The organism is Amycolatopsis sp. YIM 10, assembly GCF_009429145.1.
Taxonomy (GTDB): domain Bacteria; phylum Actinomycetota; class Actinomycetes; order Mycobacteriales; family Pseudonocardiaceae; genus Amycolatopsis.
Map to the genome: position 1 here is coordinate 2,622,347 of NZ_CP045480.1, position 18,399 is coordinate 2,640,745.

Consider the following 18,399-nt stretch of genomic DNA (forward strand, 5'->3'; position numbering starts at 1 on the left):
GCCCAGGCGACCACGAGTGCGCACGGCCCTTTTTTGCCGACTGCTCGTGTGCACATATTAGATTCTTCGTACTTGACAATGATTTTCGTTATCTGTCAGTATTGCCGCTGATGGGGTGATCTCACCTGTTTGGTGCATGCGTTAATTCGTTCGGCGGGTTTTCTTCGCTCAGCTTTCTCGTCGACGATTCTTCGCAGGCGCGGCGCCCGCCGCGGGAAATGGAGGAGCCGTCATGCCGATCGGCCTGACGCGGCGCGGATTTCTCGGAATTTCGGCAGGTGCGGCACTGGTGCTCGGTGGGTGCGGTGGCGGGCAGGGCGCGAGCGGCGCGGGCGAGCCGAAGCGCGGCGGGCGGTTGCGGGCGTTGTTCACCGGCGGCGGTACCAGGGAAACCCTCGACCCGCACGCGCAGAACCTGTTCATCGACCAGGCCAGGCACAAGGCGATCTTCGACAAGCTGACCGAACTCGGCGACGACCTGGCCCCGGTGCCGCGGCTCGCCGAGCGCTGGGAGTCCAATGCGGACGCCACCGTGTGGCGGTTCACCCTCCGCCAGGCGATGTTCCACGATGGACGGCCGCTGACCGGGGAAGACGTGCTGTTCAGCCTGGCCCGGATCCTCGACCCGGCGGCTGGTGACCGGCTGGCGCGACAGTCCCTTTCGGCCATCGACATCGGACGGTCCAGGGTGGCCGATCCACGCACGGTCGAACTGGTGACCAGCACCCCCGCCGCGGAACTGCCCGCGCTGCTGGCCACCACCGGCGCGGCCATCGTGCGCGCCGGTTACGCCGATCCGGCGAATCCCGTGGGCACCGGCCCGTTCCGGTTCGTCTCGTTCGAACCTGGCCGGTCGATGGTGGCCCGCCGCTTCGACGAGCACTGGGAAGGCGCGCCCCACCTCGACGAACTGCACATCCTTTCGGCCGACGCGGACGCGCGCGCGAACGCGTTGCAGGGCGGGCAGGCAGAGTACGCGCACGAGATGTCACCGACCTTCGCGCGAACAGCCGAAGCCGGGCGCACGGTGAAGATCGTGGCCGCGCCAGGGTGCACCACGCAGGCGTTCGTGCTCAAAACCGATCGGCCGCCGTTCGACAATCCCGACGTGGCACTGGCGTTCAAGCTGCTGGCCGACCGGCCGCGACTGGTCGAGGTGGTGCTCGGCGGCAAGGGCGTGCCCGGCAACGACCTGTTCGGCAAGGGCTACCGCTACTACAACGACACTCTGCCGCAGCGCCCGCGTGACGTCGCCGAAGCGCGTTCGCTGCTGACCAAGGCGGGCGTGCTCAACCAGCCCGTGCAGTTCTTCACCTCCACCGTTTCCGCCGGTTTTGTCGACGCCGCGACGCTTTTCGCCGAGCAGGCCGGGGAAGCCGGGATGCGTGTCGAAGTGGTCACCGGGGCCGCCGAGACCTACTTCAAGGACCAGCTGACCACCGGGGTGCTCGGCAGCCACCGGGCCGGGGCCGCGCCGATCCCGGACTACATCAACTCGCGCCTGCTCTCCACCTCGCCGTTCAATGCCACCGCGTGGAAGCGCCCCGAGTTCGACGCCGCCTTCGCCAAGGCTCAGTCCACTGTGGACGAGGTGGAGCGGACGAAGCTCTACCACGACCTGCAGCGCGACCTCCACGACCGCGGCGGCCTGCTCGCCTGGGGGCACCCGGACTGGATCAACGCGGTGGCCGCGAACGTGCACGGGGTCCAGCCGGTGCCGCCGAACACGGTGAACTGGGCCCGTTTCGACAAGGTGTGGCTGGGCTGAGACGGTGCGTGGATACGTCGCACAGCGGCTGGGACTGGCCGTGGTGCAGCTGATGGTGCTCTCGGTGCTGGTCTTCGCGTTGACCGCGCTGCTGCCGGGCGACGCCGCCGACGTGCGCTTCGACGAGAGCGCGTCCCCGGAGCAGGTCGCCATCCTGCGCGCCGAACTGGGGCTCGACCGGCCCGCGGTCGAGCGGTTCTTCGACTGGGCCGGCGGGGTGCTCACCGGCGATCTGGGCGTGTCGCTGGTCAACGGGCAGCCGGTGGCCGAGATCATCGGTGGCTCGGTGGGTGCCACGCTGGTGCTCGCGGCGGCCACGCTGGCCGTGGTGGTGCCGCTGGCCGCACTGCTCGGGGCGCTGGCGGGGGTGTTCGAGGGCGGCAGGCTCGACCGGACGATCACCTCGGTCACCCTGGTGCTCACCGCGATCCCGGACTTCGTGCTGGCGCTGCTGCTGATTTCGGTGCTGTCACTGCAACTCGGCTGGCTACCGGCCACCTGGGTCGGCGCCACCGGCGAGGACCTGCTGACCAGCCCCGAACTGCTGGTGCTGCCGGTGCTGGTGTTGTTCCTCCGCACCGTCTGCACGCTTTCGCGGCAGGTCCGCGCGGGCACGATCACCTCGCTGCACGCGGGGTACGTGGTACAGGCACGACGACTCGGTGTGCCGCGGAAATCCTTGCTGCTGCGGCACGTGCTGCCGAATGCCGCGGTGCCCGGGGTGCAGGAGCTGGCCCGCGTCGGCGACAACCTGCTCGGCGGGGTGCTGGTGGTGGAGGCGATCTTCGCCATTCCCGGGTTCGCCACCGCGTTGATCGACGGGGTCGAAGCGCGGGACGTGCCGGTGGTGCAGGGGCTGACGCTGGTGCTCGCGGTCGCCGCGCTGCTGGTCAACCTCGCCGCCGATCTCGTCTGCAACCGGCTCGTGCCGCGGACGGAGGTGCTGCGGTGAAGCGCCTGATGACCGGGATCTCGGTGGCACTGCTGGCGGTGCCGGTGCTGATCGCGCTGGCCGGTCCGCTGCTGGCCGACGCGTTCGCACGCCCGCCCGGCCTGCCCTACAGCGGCGACGGGCCGCTGGGCACCGACGGGCTCGGCCGGGACGTGTTCGGCATGCTGCTCCTCGGCGGTCGCACCACGCTCGGCGTCGCGTTGCTCGCGGTGGTTTTTGCTTATCTCGCAGGTGGTTTGATCGGGCTGGTGGCCGCGTCGACCCGTCGCCGGGTACTGGACGAGGCGCTGATCCGGCCGCTGGACATCCTGCTGCCGCTGCCGTCGCTGCTGGTGATCAGCGTGGTCGCGGTCGGCTGGCGCGGGGATCCGCTGGCCATCGCGCTGGTGGTCGGCGCGGTGAATGTGCCGACCGTGGCGCGGTTGGTGCGCGCGGCCGCGCTGGACGCGGCGAGCGGACCGGCCGTGGAGGCGTTGCGCATGCAGGGCGAGTCGTGGGCCCGCATCCAATTCGGTTTCGTGGCACGTTCGGCGTTGCCGCCGGTGCTGGCCGACATCGGTACTCGCATCACGCTCGCGGTGTTCATCGTGGCGTCGGCGAACTTCCTCGGCCTCGGACTGAACCCGACCTCGCCGGACTGGGCGGTGACCGTCTCGCGCAACCGGGAGGGCCTGCTGCTGCAACCGTGGGCGGTGCTCGCACCCGCCGCGATGATCGTCGCCTTCACGCTCGGGCTGAACCTGCTCGCCGACCGCTTGCTCGCCGGGCGCCGGGAGGTGGTCGCGGCATGAGCGCACTGGTCGAAGTGGACAGTCTGAGCGCCCGGGCGGGCGACGCGATCCTGTTGCGGGACATCGGTTTCCGGTTGTGGCCGGGCAAGGTGACCGCGCTGGTCGGACCGTCCGGAAGCGGGAAGACCACGGCGGCGCTGTCCCTGCTCGGCGAGTCCGCGCCCGGGGTGCGGTTGTCCGGATCGGTGACCGTCGCCGGTTCCTCGGTGCTCGACGGCGAACTCCCGCGCGGGCTGCGCGGGGGAGTGGTCTCCTACCTGCCGCAGCACCCCGGCAGCGCGCTCAACCCGGCGCGGCGCATCGGCACCACCCTGCGGGAGCTGGCGAAGCTGCACCGAGCCAACGAGTCCACTGAGGACGTTGTCGCCGAAGCGCTGCGGGCGGCGCAGTTGCCGGGCGACCGCAAGCTGCTCAGGCGCTTCCCGCACCAGTTCTCCGGCGGCCAGCGGCAACGCGTGGCGCTCGCGCAGGCGCTGGTCTGCGGACCGCGGGTGCTGGTGCTCGACGAACCGAGCACGGGCCTCGACACGGTCACCCGGCTGCGGCTGGCCGGTGAGCTGGCCGAACTCGCCGCGACCGGGCTGGCCATCCTGCTGCTCAGCCACCAGCACGACCTCGTACGCGCACTGGCCGACCACGTGGTGCTGCTCGACCACGGCCGGGTCGCCGCCACGGGCACCCCGGACGAGGTGCTCGGCGAGGTGGCGCCACCGGCCGGCGATTGGGCGGCGCCCAGCGCGGCCGAGGCGCTGCTCGAACTGCGCGGGCTGTCCGCGTCGGTGCGCCCGCGCGGACGGCAGCCGATCCTGCGTGACATCGACCTGGCGCTGCCGCCGGGCGGGAGGATCGGCGTGGTCGGCCCGTCTGGCAGCGGGAAGACCACGCTCGCCAGGTGCGTCGCCGGGCTGCACGAGCGGTACACCGGCGAACTGCTGCTGGACGGGCGGCCGTTGCCGGTGCTGCGCAAGCGCCGCCGCGACCTCCGGCGCCGGGTGCAGTACGTCTGGCAGGAGGTCCGCGGCTCGTTCGACGACCGGCGTCCGGTGCTCGACCAGGTCGCCCGCACCGGGATTCGCCTGCGGGGCCTGGATTCCGCGGCGGCGCGGGCCGAAGCCGTCGAACTGCTGGCCGAGCTGGGCGTGACCGAGGAGACCGCCGCCCGGCACCCGGACGGCCTCTCCGGCGGTGAGCTGCAACGGGCCGCGCTCGTGCGCGCCCTGCTCGCCGAACCGGAGGTGCTGGTGTGCGACGAGATCACCACCGCGCTCGATCCGGGCACCGCGCGGAAGGTGACCACCCTGCTCGCGCGGCTGAACGAGCAGCGGGGGACCGCCCTGCTGTGGATCAGCCACGACCTCGGGCTCATCGCCGCGGTGACCAGCGAGGTGCTGGTACTCGACGAGGGGATGGCCACCGGGCTGGGACAGGACCGTCCGAGCCTCGACAGGAAGGAATCGGTATGAGCGAAGAATCCTGGGCGCTGCACGCGAGCCTGCCGCCCACGCTGTCCACCGCCGAGATCCTCGAGGTGAACCCACCGAGGAACGACCTGCACACGGTGCGCTCCCACACCTACCGGGACTGGGAGTTCGAGCTGCCGCCCGGCGTCTTCCGGCCGGGGGAGACCAGCAAGATGATCCACGACCGGCTGCTGGACGGCCGGATCCCGGTGGCGGGAAAGACCTACGTGGCCATGGGATCCGGGCTCGGTGTGGAGGCGGTGACCGCCGGGATCGCCGGTGCGGCCCGGATCTACGCGCTCGACGTGCACCCGGCCAGCGTGGCCGCGACCGAGGCGCACTACCGCCGGTTCGTCGGGGACACCCCGCCGCTGCACGCGATCGTGTCCGACCTGTTCACCGCCTTCCCGGACAAGGCGCAGGCCGACGTGATCACCTTCAACCCGCCCGCCGTCGCGCTGAAGACCAGCGAGGACCCGGACGTGGTGCGCAACGTCTGCGTCGGCGCCGGGATCACCGCGCGGTTCTTCGACCAGGTGCTCGCGCGCGATCTGCTGGCACCGGGCGGGGAGATCCACCTGATCGTGTCCAACACGGCGAACCTGCGCGACATCATCGCGCACGCCATCGAAAGCGGGTTCGTCCCGGAGGTCCGGGAACGCCGGACCTGGCCCGACGACGACGTGCAGACGTACCTGTTCCGCCTGCGCGCCAAGGGAGATACGGCCTGATGCACGACCACTTCGCCGAGGCGGTCAAGGAGCCGGACCTGATCCGGGTCCGCGAAGACCTGCTCTGCGTGCGCTTCGAGACGATGAAGATCTACTCCGCGCTCGGCGCGGTGCGGCAACTGCTCGAAACCGGCGCCGTACGGCCGGGCGACACCCTGATCGACAGCTCCAGCGGCATCTACGCGCACGCGCTCGCGCTGGCGTGCAACCGGTACGGCCTGCACTGCCACATCGTCGGGTCGACCACGATCGACGCCACGTTGAAGGTGCAGCTGGAAATCCTCGGCGCCACGCTCGAACAGGTGCAGCCGTCGCGCAGCCTCAAGCTCGACCAGAGCCTGCGCGTGCGGCGGATCGCCGAGATCCTGCGCGAGAACCCGTCGTACCACTGGATGCGGCAGTACCACGACGAAATCCACTACCTCGGATACCGCGCGGTGGCCGAGCAGATCGACCGGGCGGTGCCGCCCGGCCCGCTCAGCCTGTCCGGCGGGGTCGGCACCGGCGCGTCCACCGGGGCGATCGCGTCCTACCTCGGCGAGCTGGGGCGGGAGGTGACGCTGATCGGCGTGCAGCCCTTCGGCAGCGTCACCTTCGGCGCGGAGCGGGTGGCCGATCCGGAGATGATCATCGCGGGCATCGGCAGCTCGATCGAGTTCGAGAACGTGCGGCACGAGCTGTACGACCGGATCCACTGGATCTCCTTCGACTACGCCATGTCGGCCGCGGTGGACCTGCTGCGTTCCAGCGGGGTGTTCGCCGGGTTGTCGGCGGGCGCGGCCTATCTGGCGGCGCACTGGGAGCACGAGCGAGAGCCGGAGCGGCTGCACGTGTTCCTCGCCGCGGACACCGGGCACCGGTACGCGGAATCGGCCTACAGCAGGCATCGCGAGGCACACGACCTGCACCGGATGCGCCCACGCGAGGTCGGCGTGCTCAGCGAGCTGGCCTGTCCGTGGTCGGCGATGGACTGGGCGCGGCGGCCGGCCTGCGCGCGCGATCACGACGTGCTGGGCGTGGCGTGAACGATCCCGGTTACCGGGTCCTACCCGGACTGTTCGGCGGTGACGAACTCGCGCGGCTGGCCGAGGCCGCCGAAGTGGTGCAGCGCGAGGTGCTGGCGAAGGCCGCGTCCGGCCGGACCTCCGTCGAGGTCTGGCCGGACGGGCACCGGCTGGAGAGCGTCGACGGCACCACCCTGCACTGGGAGCCGGAGGCACCGGGGACCATCCGCAGCCTGGCGCCGGTCGCGCACCTGCACCCGGAGTTCGAGGCACTGTGGACGGATCCCCGGCTCACCGCGCCGATGGCGGACCTGCTCGGTGTGGCGGAACCGGGCCCGTTCGTGTCCAAACTGAACTTCAAGCGGGCCGGGGTCGGCTCGGAGTTCGCCTGGCACCAGGACTTCCCGTTCTGGTACTGCTGCGCCGGTCCGCACGCGCGGGACATCGCCACCGCGATGATCTACCTGGACGACGCGGGCACGGGCAACGGCGCGCTGAGCGTGATCCCCGGCAGTCATCTCGACGGACCGGCGCCGCGGGACCTTGCCGAGCCGACCGGCCTGCTGGTCGATGCGTCCAAAGTGGATTCCTCGCAGGAGCGTGTGCTGGACCTGTCGGCCGGTTCGGTGCTGATGTTCCCCGGCACGCTCGTGCACCGGTCCGCGCCCAACCGCAGCGATCGGGATCGGCGCACCCTGTTGTTCTGCTTCCAGCCCGCGGGGCGCCCCCGGCTGGCCGACCTGACTTACCGGCCGGAAATGCTGGCGGACCTGCCATGAAAGGGAAAGCGAAAATGGAGAGTGTCGCAGCGCTGACCGAAGCCGTGCTCGCCGGGGAATTCGGCCCGTCACCGGCCGAACGCACCGTGACGAGCGCGTTCTGGCTGCACCACACCACCCGATTGGCCGGGGGCGGGGTCACCTACCGCAACCATTACCTGTTGTTGCGCGTCGGCAGCGGATTCGGCGCCTGCTCCTTCGAGGAAGGCGAGCTGGAAGCGGACTTCTGCGCCACGGCGTCGGGGGAACCGCTGGACAAGCTGATCGGGGACGACCGGATGCCGGTGCGGATCGCCGCGCTGGACGCCTACCTCGCCGACGCGCGGCCGCACCGCGACGCCGGGGCCGAGCAGGTGGTGCTGCCGATCGGCACCCCGGAGGTCCGGGCGCGGGCCCGTGACGAGGCGATCGCCGGCCTGCTGGAGATCCGGCCCGGCGCTCGTGTCGCCCTGATCGGCGTGGTGAACCCGCTGGTCGCGGCCATCACCGAGCGTGGTGGCGAATGCCTGCCGTGCGACCTGAACCTGCGCACCACCCAGTGGGGGCAGCCGGTCAGCCGCGAGATGGACGAAGTGCTCGACGTCGCCGACGCGGTGGTCGCCACCGGGATGACGCTGAGCAACGGCAGCTTCGACCGGCTGCTCGCGCGCAGCCGGGAACGCGGCCTGCCACTGGTGGTCTACGCCCAGACGGGCAGCGCGGTGGCCAGGGCCTTCCTCGGACACGGGGTGACCGCTGTTTCGGCCGAACCATTCCCGTTTTCGCAATTCAGCGCGGAACCAAGCACGGTCTACCGCTATCGCGCGGTCAGCGACCGCGCCAGTTAAATTGTGCCCCTCGGGGCGGATCATGAGAAAAGAGTGCGATCAGTGAGTGCGGAAACCGTGAAGCCGGTGGGGGAGCTGCCGGTGCCCAGCGACCTGCGCATGGCCAGGGTGCTGGGGCCGGTGCTGCTGGCCTCGGCGGTGAGCCTGTTGCCGTTCACCGTGTTCAGCACCTTCCTGGTGCCGATCTCGGCGGACGCCGGGACCAGCGTGGCCGCCATGGGCGGGCTGCGCGGTCTCGGCGGGCTGGCGGCGCTGGGCGTGGGGGCGGCGGTGGCGCCGCTGCTGGACCGGGTGCCCAAGCAGTACACCGCCGGGGGCGGGCTGGTGCTGCTCGGCCTGTCCGCGGTGGTGGGCGCGGCGGGGCAGTTCCTCGCGCTGGCCGCGTTCTGCCTGCTGGTGGGCGCGGCGACCTCGGTGCTGAACCCGGCGCTGGCCGCGGACGCGGCCGACCGGTTCGGCTCCGGCGCGGCGGCCGGGCGGGCGGCCACGCTGGTCACCGCCACCCAGTCGCTGACCGCGATGCTGGCCGCGCCGCTGGTGGCGCTGCCCGCGCTGTTGTGGGGCTGGCGCGGGAACCTGGTCGCGGTGGCGGTCATCTCGCTGGCGCTGGCCGTGGTGTTCTTCCGCCGTCGCCCGACCCCGGTGGCCGAATCGGACGCGGCGCCGAGGCTGGGCTACCTGGCCTCGTTCCGCGCGCTGGCCGGTGTGCCGGGCGCGGTGCCGCTGCTGCTGGTGGCGCTGCTGCGGACGGCGGCGTTCATGGGTTACCTGTCCTACCTGGCCGCGTTCTACGACTCGCGGTTCGAGCTGGACCCGGAGCTGTTCGCACTGGTGTGGACGCTCAGCGGCGCGTCGTTCTTCGTCGGCAACCTGCTGGCCGGGCGGTACACCAGTGCGGAACGGCCGTGGATCCGGCCGGAACGCATGCTGACGGTGAGCCTGCTGGTCGCGCTGGCTTCGGTGGCGGGTTTCTACTTCGCCACGAACTTGGTGTGGGCGCTGGTGCTGACCGCGCTGCTCGGGGCCGCGCACGCCACCGTGGCCGCCTGCGTGGTGACCCTGCTGGTGCGCCGCTGCGGCCCCCTGCGGGGCTCGGCACTGGGCGTCAACGCGGCGGGCATGAGCCTGGGCACCTTCACCGGCGCCGCCGTCGGTGGCATCGGCCTCGGCGTGGCGGGCTACCCGGGCACCGCCGTGGCCTTCGGCGCGATCACCCTGCTCGCCCTGGTCGCCGCCCTCTTCGTCCGCCCGGAACCGTCGGTGGCATAGGCCGTACTCCTTCCGTGACCAAGAGAAAACGGAGGGCTGTGGCGGCACCGGCGAGGTGGGAAGTGGCAGGCCAGTGGCCGAGGCACGTCGGGCCGTGGTCGGTCGACTCGAACTCACCCTTGGCGGATGATCTCGCTCGTTGCACCGGCCGTGGCCACCGGTGCGAATGTGGGGTGGGGGACGGGAGTGGGGGAACGGGGGAATGGTGCGGGTGGGTCCGTGAACGCGCGGGGGACCGCTGCGGAGTGACTCGCTGCGCTGCCAGGGTGAAGCGGTCTTGGTAACCCGGTGGAAGCTGGGCAGAATTCGCCGCGTGGACGGCATGATGCCGGGATGAGCCGGCGGGATCGGTGAACCGCGCCCGGCCGGCGTTGCTGGTGGCGCTCGCGATCGACAACTTCGGCACCGGCCTCTTCCTGCCGCTGACCCTGGTCTACCTCACCAGGGTGGTGGGCCTGCCGCTGGCGCTGGCCGGCACCATCGTGCCGCTGGGCACGGTGGCCGGGCTGCTGGTGCCGCCGCTGGCCGGGCGCCTCACCGACCGCGTCGGCGCGCGGCTGGTGGTGATCATCGCGCAGCTGGTGCAGGCCGCCGGGGTGTTCGCCTATCTGCTGGCCGGCTCGGCGGTCACCGTGATGGTGGCCGCGGTGCTGGTCGCGGCGGGGCAGCAGCTGTTCTACTGCTCGCTCTACGCACTGGTCGCCGACGTCGCCGGTGACGTGCCGAAGGACCATCCGTTCGCCGTGGTCGGCATGGTCCGCGCGGCCTCGTTCGGGGCCGGGGGCCTGGTCGCGGCGGTGCTGCTGACCGGCTTCGGCCCGGTCGGCTTCCGGCTGGCGATCGGCGCGAACGCGGTCACCTACCTGGTCGCCGCGCTGGTGCTGCTGCTGTGCCTGCGCGCCCCGGCCACCCGCTTCCTGTCGCCGCCGCGACGGCTGGCCGCCGGACCGCTGCGCGACCGGCCGTACCTGACGCTGATCCTGATCAGCGGGCTGTTCGGCCTCTCGCTGGACGTGTTCCTCATCGGCGTGCCGGTGTTCGTGCTGGAGCAACTGCACGGCCCGTCGTGGCTGCCGGGCGCGATCATCGCGCTGCTCACCCTGTGCACCAGCGTCGGCGGCACGCTCGCGCTCCGGCTGACCCACCGGCTGTCCAGGATCGACGCGATGCGCTTCGGCTCCCTGCTCTACGCGCTGTGGTGGCTGGGCTGCCTGGGCGCGCTGCTGGTCCCGCGGGCGGCGCAGCCGGGCTACCTGCTCGCCGTCACGCTGATCATCGCCACCGCGAACCTGGTGTTCGGGCCGCGGGCCAACGCGCTCGCCGAGGCCGCCGCCCCGCGCGCCGCCCGCGGCCGGTACCTCGCCGCGTTCCAGTACGCCTTCACCACCGCGCAGGTCGTCGCGCCGGCCGTGGTCGCCCTGTTCTCGGTGGCGGTGTGGCTGCCGTGGGTGGTGGTGGCGGTGTGCGCGGTGCTGGCGGTCTTCGGGCTCAGCGGCCTCGCCGCCCGCTTACCGGCCCACGCCGTACACCCGCCTCCGAGCTAGATCGACTCGATGCGGAACACCGCGCAGCGCCCGGCGAGTGCCTCGAACTCGTCCGGTGAGTCGCTTTCCACGATGCCCGCGCTGGTCATCATCGACACCCCGGACGGCACCTTCGCCGGGAACTCGCGCAGCACCGGGCGCGCCTGTTCGGCGGACAACTCGACCAGCCGAACGGATTCGTGGCGACGGCCGTGGCTGAGCGTGCCCGCGCCGGCCGCGCTCGCGTTGCGCACCCAGTCCGCACCGGGGAAACCACCGACGACATAACGCCCGCCCTGGTGCTCCATCAGCGAAATCGGCGTGGTGCGGGGCTTTCCCGACTTCCGGCCGGGCACGGTCAGCAGGTACATCCCGCCGAGCTTCAGCCCGGTCCGCTGCAGTCCGACGAACAGCCGGTTCATCGGCTTGAGCCAGCGCGGGGGAGTGACCTTGGCAGTGGGCAAATCCGACCTCCATCATCAACGGTAAGCTGTACCGTACAGCATACGGTACAACCTTGTCTAGGATGGGCGGACCATGGCGACAGACAACGGCTCCGATCCGGCCCGCAGCCTCGCGATCCTCTGGCGCACCCGCGAGGTGGCCAGCCGGAAGGGCAAACCCGAGTTGAACGTGGACCGCATCGCGCGGGTCGCGATCGAGCTGGCCGACGCGGACGGCCTCGAATCGCTGTCCATGCGCAAGGTGGCCGAGAAGCTCGGCGTCGGCACCATGTCGCTGTACACCTACGTCCCCGGCAAGGCCGAACTCGTCGACGTGATGGTCGACCTGGTGCAGGCCGAGACCGCGCGCCCGGCCGAGGACGACGGCGACTGGCGCGCCAAGCTCGAACTCATCGCGCGCGAGAACCTGGCGCTCTACCAGCGGCACCCGTGGCTGCTCCAGGCCTCGCACCGGTCGGTGCTCGGGCCGAACGTGATCGAGAAGTACGAGTGGGAACTCCGTGCGCTGGAAGGGATCGGGCTCACCGAGATCGAGATGGACTCGGTGCTCACGCTGCTCATCGGCCAGGCACAGGTGAGCGCGCGCGGCCGCGCGGAGATCTCCAGGGTGGAGCGAAGCTCGGGGCTCACCGAGGAGCAGTGGTGGACGCAGAACGCGCCGCTGCTCGACCAGGTGATCGACTACAACCGCTTCCCGGTGGCCTCGCGGGTGGGCGCGGCGGCCGGCGAAGCGCACCACGCCTCCTACAGCCCCGAGCACGCCTTCGAGTTCGGCCTGGCGCGAATCCTGGACGGGATCGAGGTGCTCATCGGGGGCAGGGGCGACGCCGGGAGCTGAGTTGGCTACGGTGGCCCGGTGAATACCGCCGCGGCGTCGTTCCTGGCCAGCATCCCCAGCCCCGATCGCGGGGTGTGGCACATCGGGCCCATCCCGATCCGCGCTTACGCGCTGTGCATCATCGCGGGCATCGTGGTGGCCATCTGGCTGGGTGAACGGCGCTGGGTGGCCCGCGGCGGCACCAAGGGCACGATCCTCGACATCGCGGTGTACGCGGTGCCGTTCGGCCTGGTCGGTGGCCGTCTCTACCACGTGGCCACGGACTGGCACCGGTACTTCGGCGAGGGCAAGGACCCGATCCAGGCGCTGAACATCGTCAACGGCGGGCTGGGCATCTGGGGCGCCATCGCGCTCGGCGGCGTCGGCGCGTGGATCGGCTGCCGCCGCAAGGGCATCCCGCTGCCCGCGGTCGCGGACGCCATCGCGCCGGGCATCGTCATCGCCCAGGGCGTCGGCCGCCTCGGCAACTACTTCAACCAGGAACTCTACGGCGGGCACACCGACCTGCCGTGGGCGCTGGAGATCTACGCGCGGGTCAATCCCGACGACCCCCGGATCGAGGACACCCTCAACGGCGTCGCGCTGAACAACATCCCGATCGACACCGTGCACCCGACGTTCCTCTACGAGCTGCTCTGGAACCTCGGCGTCGCGCTGCTGGTCATCTGGGCCGACCGGAAGCTGCGCCTCGGCCACGGCCGCGCGTTCGCGCTCTACGTCGCCGGTTACACCCTCGGCCGGACCTGGATCGAGCTGATGCGCACCGACGCGGCCACCCTGGTCTTCGGGGTCCGGGTCAACGTCTGGGTCTCGATCCTGGTGTTCGCCGGCGCGCTGGTGTACTACTTCGCCGCGAAGAGCCGTGGTGAGCGCGAGGTGCCGGAGTCGCTCAAGGGCAAGGACGGCGACCAGCCGGACGAGGACCTGATCGACGAGGAAACCGCCGTGGTGCCGACCACGAACGGTAACGACGACGCGACCGAGTCCGGCGAGGACGGTAAGGCCGAGGAAACGGCCGAGCGGTCGGAGAAGCGCGACACCAAGGACTGATAACCCGGCTGGGTTCACTGCCGCCGCGTACGCCCAGGTCGGGGCGGCGGTGACCGATCGCGGACAAATCAGGCGGGCGGTTGGAGCTGCCGGACGCGGCCAGGCGGGCTAAACTGGCACATCTGCGCCGAGCCGTAGTTTGCGGGCCCAACTAACCGGATCCCATCAGGAACGATGTCGTTCTGGCCGCCCGGATCGTTACGGTCGAATGACCGGAAACACGCCTTCGACGGGTGCCCCAGGGTTTCCGGGGTGTTAAGGTCGCGTCAACGAACGGGCCATCGTCGTCCCGTGCGCAGCGATAACCAGGGATTTTTCCCGAACTGAGCACGAACGACGAGGGAGGTCCCTTGATGATCTTCTCCGCCAATCCCGGTCCCAGTGGTCTGTACGACCCCACCACCGAGCAGGATTCCTGCGGAGTCGCCATGGTGGCCGACATCCGCGGGCGCCGCTCGCACGGCATCGTCACCGACGGCCTGACCGCGCTGGCCAACCTGGAACACCGTGGCGCCGCGGGCGCCGAGCCGACCAGCGGGGACGGCGCGGGCATCCTGCTCCAGCTCCCGGACGAGCTGCTCCGGGCCGAAGTGGACTTCGAGCTGCCGGAACCGGGTGAGCACGGGCATTCCTACGCCGCCGGCATCGCCTTCCTGCCGGTCGAGGAGGACCGCAGGCTCAAGGCGGTCGAGCTGATCGAGCGCATCGCCGACGAGGAGAGCCTGGTGGTGCTCGGCTGGCGCGACGTGCCGATCACCCCGGACACCGCCGAGGTCGGCCCGACCGCGCGCTCGGTGATGCCGCACTTCGCCATGCTGCTGGTGGCGGGCAAGCCGGCCACCGACGGGCACACCCCGAGCGGGCTCGAACTCGACCGGCTGGCCTTCTGCCTGCGCAAGCGCGCCGAGCACGAGACCGAAGTGGCCGGTTGCGGCACCTACTTCCCGTCGCTGTCCGCGCGCACGCTGGTCTACAAGGGAATGCTCACCACCGAGCAGCTGCCCGCCTTCTTCAGCGACCTCACCGACGAGCGGCTGGCCAGTGCGATCGCGGTGGTGCACAGCCGGTTCTCCACCAACACCTTCCCGTCGTGGCCGCTGGCGCACCCGTTCCGGTTCGTCGCGCACAACGGCGAGATCAACACCATCCGCGGCAACCGCAACCGCATGCGCGCCAGGGAGGCGCTGCTCGAGTCGGACCTGCTGCCCGGTGACCTGTCCAGGCTGTACCCGGTCTGCTCGGCCGACGCCTCGGACTCCGCCTCCTTCGACGAGGTGCTGGAACTGCTGCACCTCGGCGGGCGCAGCCTGCCGCACGCGGTGCTGATGATGATCCCGGAGGCGTGGGAGAACCACGCCACGATGGACGCCAAGCGCCGCGCGTTCTACCAGTTCCACGCCAGCCTGATGGAGCCGTGGGACGGCCCGGCCTGTGTCACCTTCACCGACGGCACGCTGGTCGGCGCGGTGCTCGACCGCAACGGCCTGCGCCCGGCGCGCTGGTGGCGCACCGCCGACGACCGCGTGGTGCTGGCCAGCGAGGCGGGCGTGCTGGACGTGGCGCCGGAGGACGTGGTCGCCAAGGGCAGGCTGAAGCCGGGCCGGATGTTCCTGGTGGACACCGCGGCCGGCCGGATCGTGGACGACCGCGAGGTCAAGACCGCGCTCGCCGAGGAACTGCCGTACGAGGACTGGCTGCACGCCGGGCTGCTGCAGATCGCCGACCTGCCCGACCGCGACCACATCGTGCAGAGCCACGACTCGGTGCTGCGGCGCCAGCTCTCCTTCGGTTACACCGAGGAGGAGCTGAAGATCCTGCTCACCCCGATGGGCATCAACGGGGCCGAGCCGATCGGCTCGATGGGCACCGACACCCCGCCCGCCGTGCTGTCCCAGCGTTCGCGGCTGCTCTACGACTACTTCAAGCAGAACTTCGCGCAGGTGACCAATCCGCCGCTGGACGCCATTCGCGAGGAGCTGGTCACCTCGATGGCGCGGATCATGGGCCCGGAGCAGAACCTGCTCGAGCCCGGTCCCGCCTCCTGTCGTCACGTGCAGCTGCCCTACCCGGTGATCGACAACGACGAGCTGGCCAAGCTCATCCACATCAACGACGACGGCGACCTGCCCGGCTTCGCCTGCACCGTCCTCTCCGGACTGTACGAAGTGGACGGTGGAGCGACGGCGCTGGCCGAGGCGGTGGAGCGGGTGCGCCGCGAGGCCTCCGAGGCGATCGCCGCCGGGGCGCGCACGCTGGTGCTCTCCGACCGCGACTCCGACCACCGGATGGCGCCGATCCCGTCGCTGCTGCTGGTCTCCGCGGTGCACCACCACCTGGTGCGCACCAAGGAACGCCTGCGCGTGGCGCTGGTGGTGGAGAGCGGGGACGCGCGCGAGGTGCACCACGTCGCGCTGCTGCTCGGCTACGGCGCCGCCGCGGTCAACCCGTACCTGGCCTTCGAGACCATCGAGGACCTGATCGGCCAGGGCGCGATCACCGGCATCGAGCCGGCCGTGGCCATTCGCAACTACGTGCAGGCCCTGGTCAAGGGCGTGCTGAAGATCATGTCCAAAATGGGCATCTCCACCGTGGGCGCCTACACCGCGGCCCAGGTCTTCGAGTCCTTCGGCCTGGCGCAGGACCTGCTCGACGAGTACTTCACCGGCACCAGCTCGAAGCTGGGCGGGGTCGGCCTCGACGTGCTCGCCGAGGAGGTGGCCATGCGCCACCGCCGCGCCTACCCGGACAACCCCACCGACCGGGTGCACCGCCGCCTGGACACCGGTGGCGAGTACGCCTACCGGCGCGAGGGCGAACTGCACCTGTTCACCCCGGAGACGGTGTTCCTGCTGCAGCACGCCAGCAAGACCGGGCGTGAGGAGGTGTACCGCGCCTACTCCGCCGAGGTCGAGCGCCTCAACCGCGAGGGCGGTGCGCTGCGCGGCATGTTCGCCTTCCAGACCGAGGGCAGGCAGCCGGTGCCGATCGACGAGGTCGAGTCGATCGAGTCGATCTGCCGCCGGTTCAACACCGGGGCGATGTCCTACGGCTCGATCTCGATGGAGGCGCACCAGACGCTGGCCATCGCGATGAACCGGATCGGCGGCCGGTCGAACACCGGTGAGGGCGGCGAGGACCCGGAACGGCTGTACGACCCCGAGCGCCGCAGCGCGATCAAGCAGGTCGCGAGTGGACGGTTCGGCGTCACCAGCGAATACCTGGTCAACGCGGACGACATCCAGATCAAGATGGCGCAGGGCGCGAAGCCGGGTGAGGGCGGGCAGCTGCCGCCGAACAAGGTGTACCCGTGGATCGCGCGGACCCGGCACTCCACGCCGGGGGTCGGGCTGATCTCGCCGCCGCCGCACCACGACATCTACTCCATCGAGGACCTCGCCCAGCTGATCCACGACCTGAAGAACGCCAACGAGCGGGCCCGCATCCACGTGAAGCTGGTCAGCTCGCTCGGCGTCGGCACGGTCGCGGCCGGGGTGTCCAAGGCGCACGCCGACGTGGTGCTGATCTCGGGGCACGACGGCGGCACCGGTGCCTCGCCGATGAACTCGCTCAAGCATGCGGGCACGCCGTGGGAGATCGGCCTCGCCGAGACCCAGCAGACCTTGCTGCTCAACGGTTTGCGCGACCGGATCACCGTGCAGGTGGACGGTGCGCTGAAGACCGGGCGGGACGTGGTGGTCGCGGCGCTGCTCGGCGCCGAGGAGTACGGCTTCGCCACCGCGCCGCTGATCGTGGCCGGTTGCGTGATGATGCGGGTGTGCCATCTGGACACCTGCCCGGTCGGCGTGGCCACGCAGAACCCGGACCTGCGCAAGCGCTACACCGGCCAGGCCGAGCACGTGGTGAACTACTTCCGGTTCGTCGCCCAGGAAGTGCGGGAAACCTTGGCGCAGCTGGGTTTCCGCACGCTGGACGAGGCGATCGGGCGGTCCGACGTGCTGGACACCGACGAGGCGCTCGAGCACTGGAAGGCACAGGGGCTCGACCTCGGGCCGGTGTTCGAGATGCCGTCGCACACCCCGTACGGCGGTTCGAAGCGCAAGGTGCGCGAGCAGGACCACGGGCTCGAGTTCGCGCTCGACCGCACGCTGATCCAGCTGGCCGAGGCGGCGCTGGAGGACGCGCACCCGGTGCGGCTGGAACTGCCGGTGCGCAACGTGAACCGGACCGTCGGCACGCTGCTCGGCTCGGAGATCACCCGGCGCTACGGCGGTCAGGGCCTGCCGGACGACACCATTCACGTGCGGCTGACCGGTTCGGCCGGGCAGTCGCTGGGCGCCTTCCTGCCTTCGGGCATCACGCTGGAAATGGTCGGCGACGCCAACGACTACGTTGGCAAGGGCCTGTCCGGCGGCCGGATCGTGGTGCGCCCCGATCCGGCGGCGACCTTCGCCGCCGAGCGCCAGGTGATCGCGGGCAACACCATCGGCTACGGCGCCACCAGCGGGGAGATCTTCCTGCGTGGTCAGGTCGGTGAGCGGTTCTGCGTGCGCAACTCCGGTGCGCTGGTGGTGTCCGAGGGCGTCGGTGACCACGCCTTCGAGTACATGACCGGCGGCCGCGCGGTGGTGCTCGGCCCGACCGGGCGGAACCTGGCGGCCGGCATGTCCGGCGGCGTGGCCTACGTGCTCGACCTCGACCGCGGTCAGGTCAACGAGGCGATGGTGGAGCTGAGCACCCCGGCCGGGGAGGATCTGGCCTGGCTCAAGGAAATCGTGCGGCGGCACCACGACCTGACCCGGTCGGTGGTGGCCGCGTCCCTGCTGGGCGACTGGACCCGCCGCTCGGCCGCGTTCACCAAGGTGATGCCGCGGGACTACAAGCGGGTTCTGGACGCGGCGAAGGCGGCGAAGGCCGCGGGCCGCGATGTCGACGAGGCGATCATGGAGGCGGCTCGTGGCTGACAATCGCGAAGCGCACCACGA

The 18,399-nt window shown here is 70.9% G+C and carries 14 protein-coding genes; 13 read left to right on the forward strand and 1 reads right to left on the reverse strand.

Annotated features, from left to right (window positions below; all coding sequences use genetic code 11):
• Positions 1 to 232 precede the first annotated feature (232 nt).
• The 10 genes from YIM_RS12750 (at position 233) to YIM_RS12795 (ending at position 11,125) form a co-directional block, all read left to right on the forward strand.
• Positions 233 to 1,768 carry an ABC transporter substrate-binding protein gene (locus YIM_RS12750; RefSeq protein WP_153030555.1) on the forward strand — a complete coding sequence of 512 codons (1,536 nt, stop codon included), beginning with the start codon at positions 233 to 235 and terminating at the stop codon, positions 1,766 to 1,768.
• Between the two features lie 4 nt (positions 1,769 to 1,772).
• On the forward strand, positions 1,773 to 2,720 hold the full coding sequence (locus YIM_RS12755; RefSeq protein WP_153030556.1) for an ABC transporter permease: 948 nt from the start codon (positions 1,773 to 1,775) through the stop codon (positions 2,718 to 2,720).
• Complete coding sequence (locus YIM_RS12760; protein ID WP_228004697.1) at positions 2,717 to 3,511, forward strand: ABC transporter permease; 795 nt, start codon at positions 2,717 to 2,719, stop codon at positions 3,509 to 3,511. The genes YIM_RS12755 and YIM_RS12760 overlap by 4 nt, the downstream gene beginning before the upstream one ends.
• Positions 3,508 to 4,974 (forward strand): ABC transporter ATP-binding protein, encoded by a 1,467-nt coding sequence (locus YIM_RS12765; RefSeq protein WP_153030557.1) that lies wholly within the window; start codon positions 3,508 to 3,510, stop codon positions 4,972 to 4,974. Before YIM_RS12760 ends, YIM_RS12765 begins: the two co-directional genes overlap by 4 nt.
• Complete coding sequence (locus YIM_RS12770; protein WP_153030558.1) at positions 4,971 to 5,702, forward strand: methyltransferase; 732 nt, start codon at positions 4,971 to 4,973, stop codon at positions 5,700 to 5,702. The genes YIM_RS12765 and YIM_RS12770 overlap by 4 nt, the downstream gene beginning before the upstream one ends.
• Entirely contained in the window at positions 5,702 to 6,727 is a 1,026-nt protein-coding gene (locus YIM_RS12775) for a pyridoxal-phosphate dependent enzyme (RefSeq protein ID WP_153030559.1), read from the forward strand. Before YIM_RS12770 ends, YIM_RS12775 begins: the two co-directional genes overlap by 1 nt.
• Positions 6,724 to 7,485 (forward strand): phytanoyl-CoA dioxygenase family protein, encoded by a 762-nt coding sequence (locus YIM_RS12780; protein ID WP_153030560.1) that lies wholly within the window; start codon positions 6,724 to 6,726, stop codon positions 7,483 to 7,485. The genes YIM_RS12775 and YIM_RS12780 overlap by 4 nt, the downstream gene beginning before the upstream one ends.
• Positions 7,486 to 7,499: 14 nt before the next feature.
• Positions 7,500 to 8,312 carry a Rossmann-like domain-containing protein gene (locus YIM_RS12785; RefSeq protein WP_153030561.1) on the forward strand — a complete coding sequence of 271 codons (813 nt, stop codon included), beginning with the start codon at positions 7,500 to 7,502 and terminating at the stop codon, positions 8,310 to 8,312.
• Positions 8,313 to 8,354: 42 nt separating this feature from the next.
• Positions 8,355 to 9,581, forward strand: a complete 1,227-nt coding sequence (locus tag YIM_RS12790) for an MFS transporter (protein WP_228004698.1) — start codon at positions 8,355 to 8,357, stop codon at positions 9,579 to 9,581.
• A 350-nt stretch (positions 9,582 to 9,931) separates the two neighbouring features.
• Positions 9,932 to 11,125, forward strand: coding sequence for an MFS transporter (locus tag YIM_RS12795; protein ID WP_153030562.1), 1,194 nt, complete (start codon positions 9,932 to 9,934; stop codon positions 11,123 to 11,125).
• On the opposite strand, the gene YIM_RS12800 is transcribed toward YIM_RS12795, so the two are convergent.
• Complete coding sequence (locus YIM_RS12800) at positions 11,122 to 11,568, reverse strand: nitroreductase family deazaflavin-dependent oxidoreductase (protein WP_228004699.1); 447 nt, start codon at positions 11,566 to 11,568, stop codon at positions 11,122 to 11,124. The two genes, YIM_RS12795 and YIM_RS12800, sit on opposite strands and share 4 nt — an antisense overlap.
• A gap of 73 nt (positions 11,569 to 11,641) precedes the next feature.
• Here YIM_RS12800 and YIM_RS12805 point away from each other — a divergent pair, with 73 nt between their 5' ends.
• From YIM_RS12805 to gltB, 3 genes are all read left to right on the forward strand, one after another.
• Complete coding sequence (locus YIM_RS12805) at positions 11,642 to 12,406, forward strand: TetR/AcrR family transcriptional regulator (RefSeq protein WP_153030563.1); 765 nt, start codon at positions 11,642 to 11,644, stop codon at positions 12,404 to 12,406.
• An 18-nt stretch (positions 12,407 to 12,424) separates the two neighbouring features.
• Positions 12,425 to 13,456 carry a prolipoprotein diacylglyceryl transferase gene (gene lgt / locus YIM_RS12810; protein ID WP_153030564.1) on the forward strand — a complete coding sequence of 344 codons (1,032 nt, stop codon included), beginning with the start codon at positions 12,425 to 12,427 and terminating at the stop codon, positions 13,454 to 13,456.
• Positions 13,457 to 13,809: 353 nt separating this feature from the next.
• The gene (gene gltB / locus YIM_RS12815; protein ID WP_153030565.1) at positions 13,810 to 18,378 is read left to right on the forward strand and encodes a glutamate synthase large subunit; all 4,569 of its coding nucleotides are present in this window, start codon (positions 13,810 to 13,812) and stop codon (positions 18,376 to 18,378) included.
• Positions 18,379 to 18,399 lie beyond the last annotated feature (21 nt).

Coding starts and splice junctions, on each gene's coding strand:
- YIM_RS12750 (WP_153030555.1), top strand. CDS start 233: ATGCCGATCGGCCTGACGCGGCGCGGATTTCTCGGAATTTCGGCAGGT.
- YIM_RS12765 (WP_153030557.1), top strand. CDS start 3,508: ATGAGCGCACTGGTCGAAGTGGACAGTCTGAGCGCCCGGGCGGGCGAC.
- YIM_RS12770 (WP_153030558.1), top strand. CDS start 4,971: ATGAGCGAAGAATCCTGGGCGCTGCACGCGAGCCTGCCGCCCACGCTG.
- YIM_RS12775 (WP_153030559.1), top strand. CDS start 5,702: ATGCACGACCACTTCGCCGAGGCGGTCAAGGAGCCGGACCTGATCCGG.
- YIM_RS12785 (WP_153030561.1), top strand. CDS start 7,500: ATGGAGAGTGTCGCAGCGCTGACCGAAGCCGTGCTCGCCGGGGAATTC.
- YIM_RS12805 (WP_153030563.1), top strand. CDS start 11,642: ATGGCGACAGACAACGGCTCCGATCCGGCCCGCAGCCTCGCGATCCTC.
- gltB (WP_153030565.1), top strand. CDS start 13,810: ATGATCTTCTCCGCCAATCCCGGTCCCAGTGGTCTGTACGACCCCACC.